The organism is Acidovorax sp. (assembly GCF_046339755.1).
GTDB lineage: Bacteria > Pseudomonadota > Gammaproteobacteria > Burkholderiales > Burkholderiaceae_C > Acidovorax.
In genome coordinates, this window is record NZ_JBKDTZ010000068.1 from 1 (window position 1) to 17,138 (window position 17,138).

The 17,138-nt window shown below is 66.5% G+C and carries 13 protein-coding genes; 7 read left to right on the top strand and 6 right to left on the bottom strand.

Translation table 11 applies throughout. The features are described from left to right. Nucleotides 1-506 precede the first annotated feature (506 nt). The 6 genes from ACK59X_RS05320 to ACK59X_RS05345 all read left to right on the top strand — a co-directional run bounded on the left by ACK59X_RS05320 (nucleotide 507) and on the right by ACK59X_RS05345 (nucleotide 9,431). On the top strand, nucleotides 507-1,859 hold the full coding sequence (locus tag ACK59X_RS05320) for an NAD(P)-dependent oxidoreductase (protein WP_409955808.1): 1,353 nt from the start codon (nucleotides 507-509) through the stop codon (nucleotides 1,857-1,859). Nucleotides 1,860-1,899: 40 nt separating this feature from the next. Further along, nucleotides 1,900-3,207, top strand: coding sequence for an NAD-dependent dihydropyrimidine dehydrogenase subunit PreA (preA, locus tag ACK59X_RS05325; RefSeq protein ID WP_409955809.1), 1,308 nt, complete (start codon nucleotides 1,900-1,902; stop codon nucleotides 3,205-3,207). 209 nt (nucleotides 3,208-3,416) lie between these two features. After that, nucleotides 3,417-4,874 carry an NCS1 family nucleobase:cation symporter-1 gene (locus ACK59X_RS05330; RefSeq protein WP_409955810.1) on the top strand — a complete coding sequence of 486 codons (1,458 nt, stop codon included), beginning with the start codon at nucleotides 3,417-3,419 and terminating at the stop codon, nucleotides 4,872-4,874. Between the two features lie 60 nt (nucleotides 4,875-4,934). Beyond that, entirely contained in the window at nucleotides 4,935-6,386 is a 1,452-nt protein-coding gene (hydA, locus tag ACK59X_RS05335; protein ID WP_409955811.1) for a dihydropyrimidinase, read from the top strand. A gap of 15 nt (nucleotides 6,387-6,401) precedes the next feature. Further along, nucleotides 6,402-7,658 (top strand): Zn-dependent hydrolase, encoded by a 1,257-nt coding sequence (locus tag ACK59X_RS05340; RefSeq protein WP_409955812.1) that lies wholly within the window; start codon nucleotides 6,402-6,404, stop codon nucleotides 7,656-7,658. 249 nt (nucleotides 7,659-7,907) lie between these two features. Then, nucleotides 7,908-9,431: a methyl-accepting chemotaxis protein gene (locus ACK59X_RS05345; RefSeq protein WP_409955814.1), complete on the top strand. Its 1,524-nt coding sequence runs from the start codon at nucleotides 7,908-7,910 to the stop codon at nucleotides 9,429-9,431. Between the two features lie 56 nt (nucleotides 9,432-9,487). On the opposite strand, the gene ACK59X_RS05350 is transcribed toward ACK59X_RS05345, so the two are convergent. The 4 genes from ACK59X_RS05350 to ACK59X_RS05365 form a co-directional block, all read right to left on the bottom strand. Further along, entirely contained in the window at nucleotides 9,488-10,534 is a 1,047-nt protein-coding gene (locus ACK59X_RS05350) for a bifunctional nicotinamide-nucleotide adenylyltransferase/Nudix hydroxylase (RefSeq protein WP_409955816.1), read from the bottom strand. Nucleotides 10,535-10,548: 14 nt separating this feature from the next. Continuing rightward, nucleotides 10,549-12,249 (bottom strand): NAD+ synthase, encoded by a 1,701-nt coding sequence (locus ACK59X_RS05355; protein ID WP_409955818.1) that lies wholly within the window; start codon nucleotides 12,247-12,249, stop codon nucleotides 10,549-10,551. A gap of 18 nt (nucleotides 12,250-12,267) precedes the next feature. After that, nucleotides 12,268-13,458, bottom strand: coding sequence for a nicotinate phosphoribosyltransferase (pncB, locus tag ACK59X_RS05360; RefSeq protein WP_409955820.1), 1,191 nt, complete (start codon nucleotides 13,456-13,458; stop codon nucleotides 12,268-12,270). 278 nt (nucleotides 13,459-13,736) lie between these two features. Beyond that, on the bottom strand, nucleotides 13,737-14,591 hold the full coding sequence (locus ACK59X_RS05365; protein ID WP_409955822.1) for a cysteine hydrolase: 855 nt from the start codon (nucleotides 14,589-14,591) through the stop codon (nucleotides 13,737-13,739). Nucleotides 14,592-14,909: 318 nt separating this feature from the next. Here ACK59X_RS05365 and ACK59X_RS05370 point away from each other — a divergent pair, with 318 nt between their 5' ends. After that, complete coding sequence (locus ACK59X_RS05370) at nucleotides 14,910-16,151, top strand: diguanylate cyclase (protein ID WP_409955824.1); 1,242 nt, start codon at nucleotides 14,910-14,912, stop codon at nucleotides 16,149-16,151. A 28-nt stretch (nucleotides 16,152-16,179) separates the two neighbouring features. Here ACK59X_RS05370 and ACK59X_RS05375 read toward each other — a convergent pair whose 3' ends face one another. Both ACK59X_RS05375 and ACK59X_RS05380 read right to left on the bottom strand, forming a co-directional pair. Beyond that, on the bottom strand, nucleotides 16,180-16,635 hold the full coding sequence (locus tag ACK59X_RS05375) for a hemerythrin domain-containing protein (RefSeq protein WP_409955826.1): 456 nt from the start codon (nucleotides 16,633-16,635) through the stop codon (nucleotides 16,180-16,182). Nucleotides 16,636-16,654: 19 nt separating this feature from the next. After that, complete coding sequence (locus ACK59X_RS05380) at nucleotides 16,655-16,840, bottom strand: DUF1328 domain-containing protein (protein ID WP_409955828.1); 186 nt, start codon at nucleotides 16,838-16,840, stop codon at nucleotides 16,655-16,657. Between the last annotated feature and the right edge of the window lie 298 nt (nucleotides 16,841-17,138).

The following is a 17,138-nucleotide window of genomic DNA, read 5'->3' on the forward strand; positions in this document are numbered from 1 at the left end:
GCCGCACTGCGCGAAATGGTTCTCGGCCTCGGTCAGGATGCCCTGTTCCTTGAGCAGGCGCGACGCTGTGGGCGCCTTGGCGGCGGTTTCCGGGGCGGGCAGGCCGGTGGCGTCCGGGCGCCGCCGAGGTGGGGCGGAAGGGGGCTGTCGGGCATCGGTCATTGCACCATTGTGTGTCAATGTGGCTGGCAGATAGCTGGCATGCGGTTTGCTGTAGGGATTTTACTAATTGGTAAATTTTTACCGGTTGGTAAATTGAATGGCAAACGCGGGGCACCGGCGCCGAGCAAGGCCCGGGCACCCGCACCCCTAGCGAGGCCCACGCTGAAACCTCGGCAATTGGCGGCGGCATGCCCTGGTGCATGCCGCCCGCGCCCTGCATTGGCAGGCGCCGCGCACACCCCGTGCGCAGGATCCTGGCGCTGGCGGAGCACCCGCCCGGCGCCCGCACGGCACGGCCATGCCCCGGCCGCACACCCCACCCCGACCCTTCCGGAGGAAACCTGATGGACACACCCGCAAGCCATGCCTGCGGCATTCATGCCGCACGCCTGAACCTGGCCGACTATGCCGTGCGCTTCGGCGACGCCCACCCTCCGCTGACCCGGCCGCAGGCGCTGATCGAGGCCGAGCGCTGCTACTACTGCCACGATGCGCCCTGCGCCACGGCCTGCCCCACGGGCATCGACATCCCCTCCTTCATCCACCGCATCGCGCAGGACAACAACCGTGGCGCGGCCCGCGCCATCCTGGAAGCCAACCCCCTGGGCGGCATGTGCGCCCGCGTCTGCCCCACCGAGGTGCTGTGCGAGCAGGCCTGCGTGCGCAACACCAACGAGGACAAGCCGGTCGAGATCGGCTCGCTGCAGCGCTACGCGACCGACGCCTTCTTCGCCAAGCCCGGCGCGCCGCTGTTCCAGCGCGCCGCGCCCACGGGCAAGCGCATCGCCGTGGTCGGCGCCGGCCCTGCGGGCCTGGCCTGCGCCCATGGCCTGGCCGTGCGCGGGCACGACGTGGTGCTGTTCGACGCCCGCCCCAAGCTCGGCGGCCTCAACGAATACGGCCTGGCCAGTTACAAGACCACCGGCAACTTCGCCCAGAAGGAGATCGAGTGGCTGCTGTCCGTGGGCGGCATCGAGGTGCGCACGCACCAGCTGCTGGGCCGCGACATCACGCTCGACAGCCTGCTGGCCAGCCACGACGCGGTGTTCCTGGGCCTGGGCCTCGCGGGCGTCAATGCGCTGGGCATCGCCGAACCCACGGCCACGGGCCTGCGCAATGCGGTGGACTTCATTGCAGAGTTGCGCCAGACGGCTGACCTCTCCACCCTGCCCGTGGGGCGCAGCGTGGTGGTGATCGGCGGTGGCATGACGGCGGTGGACGCCGCCGTGCAGGCGCGCAAGCTCGGTGCCGAAGAGGTGACCATTGCCTACCGCCGCGGGGCGGACGGCATGTCCGCCTCCCATGTGGAGCAGGAATGGGCGCAGACCAATGGCGTCACCATCCGCCACTTCGCTGCGCCCAAGGAGGTGCTCAGCGCCGATGGCGCCGTCACCGGCGTGCGCTTTGCCGCCACGGCGATGGAGGGCGGCCGGCTGGTGGAGACGGGCGAGACCTTTGTGATCCCGGCCGACATGGTGCTCAAGGCCATCGGCCAGACCTATGTGCCCGAGCCCGTGGGCCGGGCCATCCAACTCACGGGTGGCCGCATCGCCACCGACGACGAGGGCCGCACCAGTCTGGCGCGTGTATGGGCCGGCGGCGACTGCCGCGCTGGCGGGCGTGACCTGACCGTGGAGGCCGTGGAGCACGGCAAGGTGGCCGCTGTCTCCATCCACACCACGCTGATCGGCGCTTGAGCCTTTCCTCCCCCATCGCTATCCATCGGAGCACCCCACCATGGCCGATATCCGCAGCAACTTCCTGGGCATCACCAGCCCCAATCCTTTCTGGCTGGCCTCGGCGCCGCCCACCGACAAGGAGATCAATGTCACCCGCGCCTTCGAGGCCGGCTGGGGCGGCGTGGTCTGGAAGACCCTGGGCGAGGACCCCTCGGTCGTCAACGTCAACGGCCCGCGCTACTCCACGCTGATGTCGCAGGACCGGCACGTGATCGGGCTGAACAACATCGAGCTCATCACCGACCGGCCGCTGCACACCAACCTGGAGGAGATCAAGCGCGTCAAGCGCAACTGGCCCGACCGGGCCATGATCGTCTCGCTCATGGTGCCCTGCGAGGAGCAGAGCTGGAAGAACATCCTGCCTATGGTGGAAGACACCGGGGCCGATGGCATCGAGCTCAACTTCGGCTGCCCGCACGGCATGAGCGAGCGCGGCATGGGCGCCGCCGTGGGCCAGGTGCCCGAGTACATCCAGATGGTCACGGCCTGGTGCAAGCACTACAGCCGCCTGCCGGTCATCGTGAAGCTCACGCCCAACATCACCGATGTGCGCCACCCGGCACGCGCTGCCAAAGCCGGCGGGGCCGACGCGGTCTCGCTGATCAACACCATCAACTCCATCATGGGCGTGGACCTGGACCGCATGGTCATGAGCCCCAGCACCGACGGCTGGGGCTCGCACGGCGGCTATTGCGGCCCGGCCGTCAAGCCCATCGCCCTGAACATGGTGGCCGAGATCGCGCGCGACGCGCAGACCGCCGGCCTGCCCATCAGCGGCATCGGCGGCATCACCACCTGGCGCGACGCGGCCGAGTACATCGCGCTGGGCTGCGGCACGGTGCAGGTGTGCACGGCGGCCATGGTCTACGGCTTCAAGATCGTGCAGGACATGTGCGACGGCCTTTCCAACTTCATGGACGAGCATGGCTACGCGACCATCGCCGACTTCCAGGGGCAGGCCGTTCCCACCGTCAAGGACTGGAAGAACCTCAATCTCAACCACATCGACAAGGCCGTCATCAACCAGGACGCCAGCAACCAGTGCGGCCGCTGCCAGGTTGTCTGCGAGCACAACTCGCACCAGGCCATCACCTTCAGCAAGGAGGGCGGCGTGCGCAGGTTCGAGGTCAACGACGCCGAGTGCGTGGGCTGCAACCTGTGCGTCTCCATCTGCCCCGTGCCTGAATGCATCACGCTGCGCAGCCTGGAACCGGGCGAGGTCGATGCGCGCACCGGCAAAGTGGTTACGGGCGAGTATGCGAACTGGACCACGCACCCGAACAATCCCCAGCGCGTGGCGGCTTGAAAAGAGGGACGGGGCGGTGTGCGCAATCGCAACGCGGTGTTGCATTGCATCTGGCGCGGCATGCTGCCCGCCGATAGCATCGCTCGCTTCTCCCGGAGCGTGGTGACCACGTTCCCGTCCGCCATCTGCCCGGACCCGGAGTGCCGGAACTGGCAATGACTTGTGTGCAACCCCCCCGAAGTAAATCTTTCACAGAGGAGTACAGGCATATGAACCACAGTACCGGCAGCGCCGCCCATATGGCGGGGCATCCGCCCGGCGCAGCGTCCAATCCGCTCGCCAACGAGGATCTGCTCCCCACCACGGCGGCCCAGCGCCACTGGACGTGGAAAGACTATGCCGCTCTCTGGGTGGGCATGGTGGTCTGCGTTCCCACCTACACCATGGCCAGTTCCATGCTGGACCAGGGCTTCACCTGGCAGATGGCGGTGTGGCTGGTGTTCCTGGCCAACTGCATCGTGCTCATCCCCATGGTGCTCATCGGCCGCGTGGGGCCGCGCTACGGCGTGCCCTTCCCGGTGCTGGCGCGGGCCTCCTTCGGCGTCAAGGGTGCCAACCTGCCGGCTGTGCTGCGCGGCCTGGTGGCCTGCGGCTGGTTTTCGATCAACTGCTATTTCGGCGCGTTGGCGCTGCACGGCTTTCTCAACATCCTGGGCATGGGCCTGGCGGGGCCGGCCGATGGGCAGACCATCAGCACCTCGCAGTTCATGTGCTTCCTGGCCTTCTGGGCGGTGCACATCTGGTTCATCTGGAAGGGGCCCGAATCCATCCGCCTGCTCGAAGTGATCGCAGCGCCGCTGATGATCGGCGCCTCGGTGCTGCTCGTCGTGGTGCTGATGATGAAGGTGCCTTCCGGCCAGCTCTTCAACCTGCCGGCCAAGGTGGTGGAGGGCGGGCCCAAGACCTGGGCGGCCCTGACGGGCCTGGTGGGCTTCTGGGCGACGCTGGCGCTCAACATCCCCGACTTCACGCGCTTTGCGCGTTCGCAGAAGGACCAGGTCATCGGACAGGCCATCGGCCTGCCCATTCCCATGGCCCTGTTCTCCATGGTGGGCGTGATCGGCTTCTCCGCCTCCGCCATCCTCTATGGCAAGGCGCAGCTGTTCCCCGATGGCCTGCTCACCCAGATGGGCAGCGTGGCGGCCGGCATCGGCCTGCTGGTGATCCTGCTGGCCAACCTCACAACCAATGTGGCTGCCAATCTGGTGTCTCCTTCGTACGATTTCAGCCAGATCGCGCCGTCGAAGATCAGTTTTCGCATGGGGGGGCTGATCGCAGCGCTCATCGGTCTCTTGTTCATGCCCTGGAAGCTGCTGGCCACTTCGGGCGGCTACCTGTTCACCTGGCTGGGCGGTTACGGCACGCTGCTGGGGGCCATCGCCGGCATCCTGCTGGTCGATTACTACCTGGTGCGCAAGACCGACCTGAAGGTGGACGACCTGTACCGCCGTGGCGGCGAGTACGAGTACAGCAATGGCTGGAACGTGCATGCGCTGGTAGCCTTCTTTCTGGGCGTGCTGCCCTGCCTGCCTGGCTACCTGGCGGTGTCGGGCGTTGTGGACAAGGGCTCGGTGCCTAGCCTGCTGCAGTCGCTGTTCGACTTTGGCTGGTTTTTCAGCCTGGCCGTCGCCGGTGCCTATTACTACCTGACCGCGAAGAAGCAATGACGTGATGACCGGCCCCGCCCGCGTGGCGGGGCTTCCTGCAACCCCTGAAGGAGAGTCCCCATGAGCCAAACCCTTGTCATCCGCGGTGGCACCGTGGTCAACGCCGACCGCGAACAGCGCGCCGATGTGCTGTGCGTGGATGGCCGCATCGTGGCCGTCGGGGAGGACGCGGCTGCGCAGGCCCCGGCAGGCGCGCAGACGCTGGACGCCAGCGGCCAGTACGTGCTGCCCGGCGGGATCGACCCGCACACCCACATGCAGCTGCCGTTCATGGGCACCGTCACCATGGACGACTTCTTCACCGGCACCGCCGCAGCCCTGGCGGGCGGCACCACCAGCATCATCGATTTCGTGATCCCCGACCCGCAGGAGCCCATCATGGATGCCTACCGCAAGTGGCGCGGCTGGGCCGAAAAATCCGCGGCCGATTACAGCTTCCACGTCGCCATCACCTGGTGGAGCGAGCAGGTGCGCGCCGACATGGGCACCCTGGTGCAGGAGGAGGGCGTGAACAGCTTCAAGCACTTCATGGCCTACAAGAACGCCATCATGTGCGACGACGAGACCCTGGTGAACAGCTTCAAGCGCGCGCTGGAGCTGGGGGCCATGCCCACGGTGCACGCCGAGAACGGCGAGCTGGTGTACCTGCTGCAGCAGGAGGTCGCCAAGATGGGCATCACCGGGCCCGAGGGCCACCCCCTGTCGCGCCCGCCCATGGTCGAGGCCGAGGCCGCCAACCGTGCCATCGCGATTGCTGACGTGCTGGGCGTGCCCATCTATGTGGTGCATGTGAGCTGCATGGAGTCGGCCGACGCCATTGCCCGCGCCCGCGCGCGCGGCCAGCGCGTGTACGGCGAGGTCCTGGCGGGGCACCTGCTGGTGGATGAGAGCGTGTACCGCGACCCCGACTTCGCCACGGCCGCCGCCTACGTGATGAGCCCGCCATTCCGCCCCAAGGGCCACCAGGAGGCCCTGTGGCGTGGCCTGCAGTCGGGCCAGCTGCACACCACCGCTACCGACCACTGCACCTTCTGCGCCGCGCAGAAGGGCATGGGGAAGGAAAGCTTTGCCAAGATCCCCAACGGCACGGGCGGCGTGGAAGAGCGCATGGCAGCCATCTGGGATGGCGGCGTGAACACCGGGCGCCTCACGCCCAGCGAGTTCGTGGCCATCACCTCGGCCAATGCCGCCAAGCTGTTCAACATCTACCCGCGCAAGGGCTTCATCGGCGAGGGCGCCGATGCCGACCTGGTGCTGTGGGACCCCGAGGGCACCAAGACCTTCTCGGCCAAGACCCAGCACAGCAAGGGCGACTTCAACATCTTCGAGGGTCGCACCGTGCGCGGCATCCCCAGCCACACGGTAAGCCAGGGCCGGGTGGTCTTTGCCAACGGAGACCTGCGCGCCGAGCAGGGCAAGGGCCGTTACCTCAAGCGCCCGGCCTTCGGTCCCCAGTTCCAGGCTGTGCAAAAGCGCGCCCAGGACCTGGCCCCCACCGCAGTCGCCCGCTAACCGATGGAGAGCACCATGGATACCAAAGTCAAGACCGACATCGACAGCCTGCGCATCAACGGCGAGCGCCTGTGGGATTCGCTCATGGAACTGGCGCAGATCGGCGCCACGCCCAAAGGCGGTGTGTGCCGCCTGACGCTGACCGACCTGGACAAGCAGGGCCGCGACCTGGTGACCCGCTGGGCACGCGAAGCGGGCATGAGCGTGACCATCGACCAGATCGGCAACGGCTTCATGCGCCGCCCCGGGCGCAACAACAGCCTGCCGCCCATCATGACCGGCAGCCATATCGACACCCAGCCCACGGGCGGCAAGTTCGACGGCAACTATGGCGTGCTGGCCGGCATCGAGGTGGTGCGCACCCTGAACGACCATGGCATCGAGACCGAGGCACCGATCGAGGTCGCCTTCTGGACCAATGAAGAGGGCTCGCGCTTCGTGCCGGTGATGATGGGCTCGGGCGTGTTCGCCAAAGCCTTCACGCTGGAGCATGCCTATGCCGCCACCGACACCGAGGGCAAGACCGTCAAGGGCGAGCTCGAACGCATCGGCTACATCGGTGACCAGGTGCCGGGCGACCACCCCATCGGCGCCTACTTCGAGACCCACATCGAGCAGGGCCCGGTGCTGGAGGACCACGACAAGACCATCGGCGTGGTGACCGGCGTGCTCGGCATCCGCTGGTACGACTGCACCGTCACCGGCATGGAGGCCCATGCCGGCCCTACGCCCATGGCCTTGCGCAAGGATGCGCTGCAGGTCGCCACCCACCTCATGCAGGAGGTGGTGGCCTGCGCCCACCGCCACCCGCCGCACGGGCGCGGCACGGTGGGCATGGTGCACGTGCACCCCAACAGCCGCAATGTCATCCCGGGCCAGGTCAAGTTCAGCATCGACCTGCGCAACGCCACCGATGCACTGTGCGAAAGCATGGACCAGGACATCCGCGCCGTGGCCGCCAAGCTCAGCGCCGACACTGGCCTGGCGATCAAGATCGAGCAGGTCTCGGCCTACCCGGCCCAGGTGTTCCATGCCGACTGCGTGGATGCCGTGGCGCGCGCTGCGGCCAAGCTGGGCTATTCCAACATGCCGGCCGTTTCCGGCGCGGGGCATGACGCGGTGTACATGGCGCGCCTGGCGCCCGCCGGCATGGTGTTCATCCCCTGCAAGGACGGCATCAGCCACAACGAGATCGAGGACGCCAAGCCCGAGCACATCACCGCGGGCTGCAATGTGCTGCTGCATGCGATGCTGGAGCGGGCGGGTACCTGATCCACCCAATGCCCGCCGGCGTTGTGGCTGCGCGACACGCCAGGGGGTTTTTACATTTGCCGCTTTGGCCGAGGCTGGGACGCTGTCCTGGCGTCGCCGCTTTTGTGCAAGCGGCCTTGCAGGCTGCTGCGCCCACCGCCCAAATGTGACAAAACCGTGACAAATCGAGGTTTTGATTAAAAATTGGGCACCGTGGGTGTATCTTCTGGTTACGTCTTGTTCCGTATCCTGAAAGAGAAAGCCTGCCCCATGAAATTGCGAATCCGGATTCTTTGGCTGTGTGCGGCCACCCTCCTGGGCCTGGTCGTTTTATCCGCTGTGGCGCTGACCACGCTGTACCAGTCGATGATGAAGGAGCGCACCGAGCAACTGTCCAACCTGGTGGTGCTCGCGCATGCGGCTGCCCAGAAGTCCTACGAGCAGGAAAAGAGCGGCGCACTCTCGCGTGAGGACGCGCAAAAGGAAGCGCGCCGCAACATCGGCAGCTTTGTCGAGAAAGACAAATACTTCTTCGTGCGCGGCTTCACCAACGACGTGAACTACGTACACCCCAACCCCAAGCGCATCGGCATCGTCGATGAAAAAGGCGGCAAGGAAGCCGGCGTGCGCTACCGCGCGGCGCTGCAGGGCAAGACCATCGGTACCGTGATCGCCAAGGGCACGCGCCCGGGCGCCAAGGACGAGGTGGAAAAGCTCTACGCCATCATCAAGTTCGAGCCCTGGGACTGGACCATCGGTTTTGGCGACTACATCGACGACATCGACCACGCCTTCTGGCGCGAGACGGCCATCCTGCTGTCCATCGGCGCGGTGCTGATGCTCGTCATCGCGCTCATGGCCTGGCAGATGCTGCGCACGCTGGTGCACCAGCTTGGTGGCGAGCCCCAGTACGCGGCCGACGTGGTCACGCAGATCGCCGAGGGCAACCTGGCCGTGGAGGTGATCACCCAGCCCGGCGACCAGACCAGCATCCTGCATGCCATCCGCGCCATGCGCGACAACCTGGCCCACTTGGTGCGCCAGGTGCGCGACAGCACCGATTCGATCAACACCGCCTCGGCCGAGATCGCTGCCGGCAACGGCGACCTGTCGGGCCGCACCGAGTCGCAGGCGAGTGCCCTGCAGGAGACTGCGGCATCGATGGAGCAGCTGACCTCCACCGTGCAGCAGAACGCGGCCAACGCGCGCCGTGCCGACGAGCTGGCGCGCGCCGCCTCCGACATGGCCGTGCGTGGCGGCGACGTGGTGCAGCAGGTGGTGGGCACCATGGGCTCCATCGACCAGTCCTCGCGCAAGATCGTGGACATCATCAGCGTGATCGACGGCATTGCCTTCCAGACCAACATCCTGGCCCTGAATGCCGCCGTGGAAGCCGCCCGGGCCGGTGAGCAGGGCCAGGGCTTTGCCGTGGTGGCCAGCGAAGTGCGCAGCCTGGCCCAGCGCAGCGCCGCAGCCGCCAAGGAGATCAAGGGCCTGATCGACGACTCCGTGGCCAAGGTCGGCGTGGGCACCCAGCTCGTCGAGCAGGCCGGCTCCACCATGCGCGAGGTGGTCGACGGTGTGAAGAACGTGACCACCATGGTCGCCGAGATCAGCTCTGCCAGCGCCGAGCAGAGCGCTGGCATCGCCCAGGTGAACCAGGCCATTTCGCAGATGGACCAGGGCACGCAGCAGAACGCCGCGCTGGTCGAGGAGGCCCTGGCGGCGGCCCAGTCGCTGAGCCAGCAAGCCGTGGCGCTGGCGCAGACCGTGGGCCAGTTCCGCGTGGCCTGATCCGGGTCAGGCCCTCACAAAGGCAGGGTTCGCCCTGCCTGTTTCGTTTCCGGATGCTATGCGGGCCGGGCGGAGCCGGTCAGCCCCAGAAAATGGTCCAGCATGTGGAAGTGGTCCTCGAAGAATTCCTCTTCCATGCCCGCCAACTCGGCAACCGGCGTCCACTGCACCTGCTGGGCATCGTCATCGGCCTGCACGGTGGGGAACGGTGCCTGGCCCAGGTCGAAGTAGTGCGCGTGCGTGAGCGTGCGCCCGCGCTGGCTGCGGTCGGGGTGGTCGAACACGGCCACGGCCTGCAGCGCGGCGCGCATGGTGGCCTCGGGCAGGTTGCAGTGGGTTTCTTCCACCAGCTCGCGCAGGCAGGACTGCCACACTGTCTCGCGCTGCTCGATGAAGCCGCCGGGCACGGCCAACTGGCCTTTGCCGGGGGCGTGGGCGCGGCGGATCAGCAGCACATGGTCCTGGCAGCGCAGCACGGCGTCCACCGTCACGAACACCGGCGGGTAGGGCGCTGCGGACCAGGCTTTGCGGTAGCGGCGCAGCATGCGCCATTCTTCCTGCAGCGCCGGGAAATGCGGCGTCTGGGCAAAGGCGTCGAGAAAAGCCAGGGTGCTGGCAGGCATCTCGCCCTGCAGATCCGCCAGGCCCGCACGCGCCGTGTCGGGCGTGGCGCCAAAGTAGGCGTCGCGGATGGCGGTGGCGTCGATGTTGCCCTGGCGCTCCATGTGGATCAGCTCCCATCCCGGGAAGGCGCTCAGGTAGCTGCTGGTCGCGTCCTTGAAATGGCCCACCAGGCCGATGCGGCCGGCCTCGGGTGCGATGCGGGCCACGCCCTCGCGCACGGCCTGTACCCATATGGCTTCGTTGTAGTAGTCGCGCACGGGCAGCACCTGGAGGCGGGCGCGGTCGGCCTCGGGCAGGGCCGCGCGCAGCATCTGTTCGCGCTCGGCGGCGGTGAAGGGGTTCTTGGGTGAGCGGGCCTGCCAGGCCGAGCCCATGACCACGATGACGTGGCGTGCGCTGTCCAGAGCACGTTGCAACAGGGCCATGTGGCCCTGGTGGACCGGCTCGAAGCGGCCGATGTAAATGGCGGTGTCGTACATGGGGCTCTATTGGATCAGACGTAGCGGGCCGCTATCGGCATCTGCCGACCGCTGCCGAAGGCACGGGCGCGCACGCGCACGATGGGTGGTGCCTGGCGGCGCTTGTATTCGTTGCGGGCGACCATCATGCGCACCCGCTGAACCAGGGCGCGGCCATCGGCCAGCTGCTCCAGCTGCTGCACGAAGGCGCGTGCGGCATCGTACTCTGAGGGGGCCAGGCGGTCGCCCTCGATCAGCAGCTTGAGCACTTCGTCCAGCACAGGATAGGGAGGCAGGCTGTCCACATCGCGCTGGCCGGGGGCCAGTTCGGCCGAGGGCTCCTTGCCGATGATGGCCTCGGGGATCAGTTCGCGCCCGGCGTGGTCGTTGATGTGGCGCGAGAGCGCGAACACCTCCGTCTTGTACAGGTCGCCGATCAGCCCCAGGCCGCCGTTGGTATCGCCGTACAGCGTGCAGTAGCCCACCGAGATTTCCGACTTGTTGCCCGTGGTGAGCAGCAGGTGCCCGAATGCGTTGGAATACTCCATGAGGATGGTGCCGCGGATGCGCGCCTGCAGGTTCTCGAGCGGCAGGCCCTGCAGCGCCTGGCCGAAGCTTGCCTCGAACTGCTGCGCATAGCCCGCCACCAGCTCGGCGATGGGATGGGTGTGCAGCCGCACGCCCAGGTTGCGGCACAGGGCCACCGAGTCGTCGACCGATCCGCTCGACGAAAAGCGCGAGGGCATGGTCACACCCACCACATTCTCCGGGCCCAGCGCCTGGGCGGCCAGCGCCAGGGTCAGGGCGCTGTCGATGCCGCCCGAACTGCCCACCACCACCTGCCTGAAGCCGCAGCGCCGGGCGTAGTCCGACAGGCCCAGCACGATCTGCTGGCGGTAGAACTCCATCGTGGGCAGGCCCTGCGCGGGCACGGGTTCGGGCTTGTCACCTTCGGCCGTGAGGAAGCGGCCGTTGTCGAACTGCAGGGTGCGCACGTCTTCCACGAAGCGCCGGGCCTCGAAGACGATGCCGGCCTCGGGCTCCACCGCGAACGAGGCGCCGTCGAACACGATCTGGTCGTGCCCGCCGATCTGGTTCACGTACAGGATGGGCAGGCCGTTGCGGCGCGAGGCGTCGCCGAAGATCTGGTGGCGCTGCTCGCGCTTGGCGATGTGGCTGGGGCTGGCGTTGATGCTCACCACCAGATCGGGTGCGGCATCGCGCATGCGGTCGAAAGGGTTGGTAGCGTAGTCGGCGCCGCTGTCGTTCCAGCCGTCCTCGCAGATCAGCAGGCCCACCTGGGCATTGCCGATGCGCAGCACCTTGGCCACGTCGGGGCCTGGCTCGAAGTGGCGGCGTTCGTCGAAGATGTTGTAGGTGGGCAGGAGCTGCTTGGCGTAGCGCAGGCGCACCTCGCCGGCTTGCAGCACCAGCAGACTGTTGTGCAGGCGTTTGCCGGGCCCTTGTGCGGGCGTGGGCGCACCCACCACCCAGTGCAGGCCTGGCAGCTCGGCCGATGCCTGCTGCAGCGCGGCCAGCCCGGCGGCCACGCGCTGCTGGAAGGCGCTTTCGTCGAGCATGTCGCCCGGGTAGTAGCCGCACAGCGCGAGTTCGGTGAAGACCACCAGATCGGCCTGCTCGCTGGCGGCCTGGCGCGCGGCAGCGACCATGCGCGTGACGTTGCCTTCAATGTCGCCGACGGTGAAGTTGAGTTGTGCAAGGGTGATGCGGAGCATGGAAATCCTCGGGATTGCTTACGCCTTCACGTTGAAGACCTGGCGGAGATAAGCAAGGAAGGTCTCATCGTCGCACAGCGTCTTGCCGGGCGTATCCGAGAGCTTGGCCACGGGCTGGCCGTTGGCGCGTGTGAGCTTCATCACGATGTTCAGTGGTGTCTGCCCCATGTCGTTGGTGAGATTGGTGCCGATGCCGAAGCCCAGTTGCGTGCGGTCGCCGAAGTGCTGGTACAGCGCCAGCGCGCGCGGCAGGTCCAGCCCGTCGGAGAACACCAGGCGCTTGGTGTGCGCGTCGATGCGCAGGCGCGCATAGTGGGCCAGGGCCTTCTCGCCCCAGGCCACCGGGTCGCCCGAGTCGTGGCGCAGGCCGTCGAACAGCTTGGCGAAGTACAGGTCGAAGTCGGCCAGGAAGGCGTCCATGCCCACGGTGTCGGTCAGCGCAATACCGAGGTCGCCCCGGTATTCCTGTACCCATTCTTCCAGCGCCGTGTTCTGGAAGTCGCGCAGCCGCACGCCCAGGGCCTGGTAGGTCTGCAGGTATTCGTGCGCCATGGTACCGATGGGCACCAGGCCCAGGTCGCGCGCCAGCAGCACGTTGGAAGTGCCCTTGAACCACTGCGGAGTTTCCTGGGCGAAGGCCTGCACCACCTCGCGCTGCCAGGCACCGCTGTAGCGGCGGCGCAGGCCGAAGTCGAACAGCTCGAAGGGGTGGCGGTGCGTGGCCTGCCGTGCCAGGTCCTTGAGCGTCTGTACCTTCACGGCGAGGCGCCTGCGCCCTTCGGCAAGCGCCGTAGCGGGGTCGAAGCGACGGAAGTACAACTCGTTGACGATGGCCAGCACGAAGATCTCGAAGCCCATCACATGCACCTGTGGGCCGCGCGCCACGATGTGCAGCTGACCGTCTTCGGCCGATGCCTCGATGAAGCCGCGCTGGAACTGGAAGATGCGCAGGAAGTCGATGAAATCGCTCTTGATGTAGCGCAGGGCGCCCACGTAGGCCAGTTCATCGGGCTTGAAGCGCAGCGTGCACAGGTGGTCGAGCTCTGCATTCACCTCTTCGAGCAACTCGGTGAGCGGGTAAGCGCTCTGGTTGCGGCAGACGAAACGGTATTCGCTCTGCGTCTGCGGGTGGCCGTGCAGCAGGGCCTGCCACATGGTGAACTTGTAGAGGTCGGTATCGAGCAGGCTGTGAATGACGTGGTCGGACATGGAAGCTCCTTAGAACGTGTTTACGATCTTTTCGGGGCCGCGTTGGGGCGCAATCGGGATGAGTGGATGCTTCGGGTGCGCCGCATGGGCTGGTGCCCAGGCAAGCGACCGAGGCGTCCAATCGCCCGATTTCGCCCCAACCCTTCGGGCATGTGCCTTGCCGGGCGGTCTGCGGCGTTGCGGCGCTTGTTGATAGCCTGGCTATCAACTGCGCACCGCGCCTTGCCTCCCATCCCGGCAAGGCTCTTGCGCGGCTTCGAAAAGATCGTAAACACGTTCTAAAAATCGTCGGTGCTGCGGGCCAGTTGCACGCCTTGGGCGCGCATGGCATCGAGAAACGCGGTGTGCTGGGCCTCGAAGCCGCCCACGGGGCTCATGCAGTCGGTCAGCAAGGTGATGCGCGCAGGCGTCCAGCCCGGTTGCAATCGGGGCAGGTGCTGCACGATGTGCTCGGTGGTCGCGCGCACGCAGTGGCTGCTGGCCTCGCCGGCGATGAACAGCCGGTCGGCCGTGCCCAGGGCCGCCAGGAGGCGGGTGTTGAGGGCCGTGTCGGGGTCGTCCGCATCGGGCACCTCGGCCTCGATGGCGCTGTAGTGCTCGGTGAAGGGGTTGGTGCCCTTGAAGACATTGCGTACCGCGCGCTGGCGCTGCAGCTGCCATGCACCGCAGGCGGCCAGCACCTCGCCGTGCACGCCCTGGCCCCAGCTGCCGACCTCGCAGTGCACCGGCCACACCATCAGGGTATAGCGGCCTTGCTGCTCCAGCGTGTCGAGGTACTTCAAGGTTTTTGGCAGCAGGGCGCCGTTGCGGGGCGCGAAGGCGCCGGCGCGCACCTGCGCCGCAGTGATGGGGCTGAAGGCCGCCACGGCCCGCCCGTCGGCCTGCTGCCAGTAGCCAGGGTGGGCGATGTCGAACTGCTGGTGCGAATCGAGGGTGATGGTGATGCCGTCGAGCTCCGCGCCGTGGGCGCGGATGAAGGCTGCTGTTCGCTGCATGTCGGCATGGGCGCCCGCGACCGGCAGCGAGGGCGCCGTGCGCAGGCCCGTGGCCGGATTGGTGGGTTGCCACGCGATAGGCAGGTCGCAGAAATCGTTTTGCGGGTCGATCACCAGAAGCTGGGTGCTTAGTGCCATGGCTCTTCTCCTTGTCGGTTGCCGCAGTGTAAATCAGTTAATTTAATTATGCAACTAAGATGATTGGCGCGAGGTGGAGGACTGGCGGGCAGGGCATGCATCGCCGGTGGGCCAGCGCCGCCGCTGCACCCGCCGGGCTTAATTCATTGGACCGCTTGGGAGAAATCTGGCACAAACGAAAACTTTGTGTCTTGCGCAACGGACCTTTGGGGGGCCGGAGTAAGCAGGACACGACCACGATGGGGTGCGCCGCTGGCTGCCAAGGTTTGCTTGCCATCCGTCACACATGCTGACTACAGTCGGCTACGAGGGATATCCATGTCATTGCGGCTCAAATTCAATCTGGTGCTGGCCTGCGTGCTGCTGGTGGCGGCGGCAGGCACGGGCCTATACGTGCACCGCTTCCTGCAGAAAGCGGCGATCGAGGAGGTGCAGCACAACTCGCAGCTCATGATGCATGCGGCCATGGCCATCCGCGACTACACCACCGAGCTGGTCAAGCCGCACCTGGACGTGACGCTGGCCGAACAGTTCCTGCCGCAGACGGTGCCGGCCTATGCGGCCACCGAAACGCTGCGCCGGCTGCAGAGCCGCTTTCCGGGCTATGAATACAAGGAGGCGGTGCTCAACCCCACCAACCTGCGCGACCGGGCCAACGAGTGGGAGGAGCGCATCGTCAAGGACTTCCGCGAGGGCCGGGCCGACCTCAAGAAGGAAGTGACGGGCGAGGTGGGCGAGGGCATGCACCGCACGCTGTACGTGGCACGCCCCATCACCATCAAGCAGTCTCAATGCCTGGCTTGCCACAGCACGCCCACTGCTGCGCCGCCCACCATGCTCAAGATCTACGGCGACAAGAACGGCTTTGGCTGGAAGATGGATGAGACCATCGGCATCCAGGTGGTGCGGGTGCCCATGTTCTACCCGCTGGAGAAGGCGCGCACAACCTTCAACACCGTGATGACGGCCTTGGCCGGCAGTTTTCTGCTGCTGTTCGCGGTGCTGAACCTGTCGCTGTCCTCGCTGGTGATTGAGCCCATGGCGCGCCTGAACCGCAAGCTCGAAGACCTGGCCACCAAGGACTTCCTGACCGACCTGGTCAACCGCCGCAAGTTCTTCGAGCGGCTGGAAACCGAGATGGCCGACACGCGCATCAAGAAGAGCAGCCTGTCGGTCGTGATGTTCGACATCGACTTCTTCAAGCGCATCAACGACACCTTCGGGCACGATTCGGGCGACGTGGTGCTCAAGGCCACCGCCCTGCGGGTGCGCGAGTTGCTGCGTACTTCCGACTGCGCGGCGCGTTTTGGTGGCGAGGAATTCATCCTGCTGCTCAAGGAAACGCCGGTGGACGCCGCCATGGCCATGGCGGAAGCGGTGCGCGCGCGCATCGCCAGCGTGCCGTTTGATGCGGTGGGCCATGTGAGCGCCAGCTTCGGCGTGGCCACCTGGAACCAGGTGGAAGATGCGCACGCGCTGATCAAGCGCGCCGACACGGCGCTGTACGTGGCCAAGTCGAGCGGCCGCAACTGTGTGGTGCAGGCCAAGGACGCGGTCTGAACCAGCGCCCCGGCGTGCCACGGCGGCATCAGGCCGTAGCAGCCTTGGCCTCGTCGTAGTCGGTCAGGTAGTCGCGGGCCAAAGAAGTCTTCTGCTTGTCCGTCAGCAGCTTGCCGGCCATCTGGAAGAAGCGATGGTCTTCTTCCTTGAGATGGTGCTCCACCTTTTCGGCCAGTTTCTTCGCCAGGGGCAGCCAGGCAGGGGTGGCAGGGTCAGCCTTTTCCAGTGATTCCACCAGCTCATCGATCTGGTGGTGCTCCGAAATCGCGTGGCGCGACAGGTCCATGCCGGCGTCTAGCTGCATCAGCGGTGCATAGAAGTTGCGGTCTTCGGCCAGTTCATGGGCTGCCAGCTCGGTCTTGAGCTGCGTGAACAATTCATGCCGCTCGGGCGTATCGCCACTGGTCTCGGTCAGGCGGCGGTATAAATCGCGCTGGAGCTCGTGGCTTTCGCGCAGGGCTTCGAAGATGTTCTGGTCGCTCATGGTGCAGGTCCCCGGGCTCTTATTTCAGTGCCTTGCGTGCGGCGCCCACGCCGACGGCGGCCAGCACCACAAACAGGATGGCCAGCACCAGGAACAGCACGAACAGGACCTTGGCAATGCCGGCAGCGCCTGCCGCCACGCCGGTGAAGCCCAGGGCGCCGGCGACCAGCGAGATCAGGGCAAAGATGATGGCGTACTTGAGCATGGTGGTTCCTTGCAGTGGATGCAGCGGTGGCTGCGGAAGGGTGTGACTGAACGATACCGGGGTGCCCAGGGTGGATTCGTCGGCTGGGAGGGAGTGAGGATGTAGGAGGGCGCCGATGCTGCTGCCTGGCAGTGGGTTGGCCTGCGTGGGAATGAAAAAAGCCGCAGCGCGGAGCGCTGCGGCTTTTGATGAATGGGTTGCGCTGGTCGCGCGGAGGGCTTACCGCCCTGCTGCTGCACGCAGTGCCGCCGCTTTATCGGTCTTCTTGCTGCGGCGCGGCCCGTTGGGCCCTCACATC

Coding starts and splice junctions, on each gene's coding strand:
- ACK59X_RS05320 (WP_409955808.1), top strand. CDS start 507: ATGGACACACCCGCAAGCCATGCCTGCGGCATTCATGCCGCACGCCTG.
- preA (WP_409955809.1), top strand. CDS start 1,900: ATGGCCGATATCCGCAGCAACTTCCTGGGCATCACCAGCCCCAATCCT.
- ACK59X_RS05330 (WP_409955810.1), top strand. CDS start 3,417: ATGAACCACAGTACCGGCAGCGCCGCCCATATGGCGGGGCATCCGCCC.
- hydA (WP_409955811.1), top strand. CDS start 4,935: ATGAGCCAAACCCTTGTCATCCGCGGTGGCACCGTGGTCAACGCCGAC.
- ACK59X_RS05340 (WP_409955812.1), top strand. CDS start 6,402: ATGGATACCAAAGTCAAGACCGACATCGACAGCCTGCGCATCAACGGC.
- ACK59X_RS05345 (WP_409955814.1), top strand. CDS start 7,908: ATGAAATTGCGAATCCGGATTCTTTGGCTGTGTGCGGCCACCCTCCTG.
- ACK59X_RS05350 (WP_409955816.1), bottom strand. CDS start 10,534: ATGTACGACACCGCCATTTACATCGGCCGCTTCGAGCCGGTCCACCAG.
- ACK59X_RS05355 (WP_409955818.1), bottom strand. CDS start 12,249: ATGCTCCGCATCACCCTTGCACAACTCAACTTCACCGTCGGCGACATT.
- pncB (WP_409955820.1), bottom strand. CDS start 13,458: ATGTCCGACCACGTCATTCACAGCCTGCTCGATACCGACCTCTACAAG.
- ACK59X_RS05365 (WP_409955822.1), bottom strand. CDS start 14,591: ATGGCACTAAGCACCCAGCTTCTGGTGATCGACCCGCAAAACGATTTC.
- ACK59X_RS05370 (WP_409955824.1), top strand. CDS start 14,910: ATGTCATTGCGGCTCAAATTCAATCTGGTGCTGGCCTGCGTGCTGCTG.
- ACK59X_RS05375 (WP_409955826.1), bottom strand. CDS start 16,635: ATGAGCGACCAGAACATCTTCGAAGCCCTGCGCGAAAGCCACGAGCTC.
- ACK59X_RS05380 (WP_409955828.1), bottom strand. CDS start 16,840: ATGCTCAAGTACGCCATCATCTTTGCCCTGATCTCGCTGGTCGCCGGC.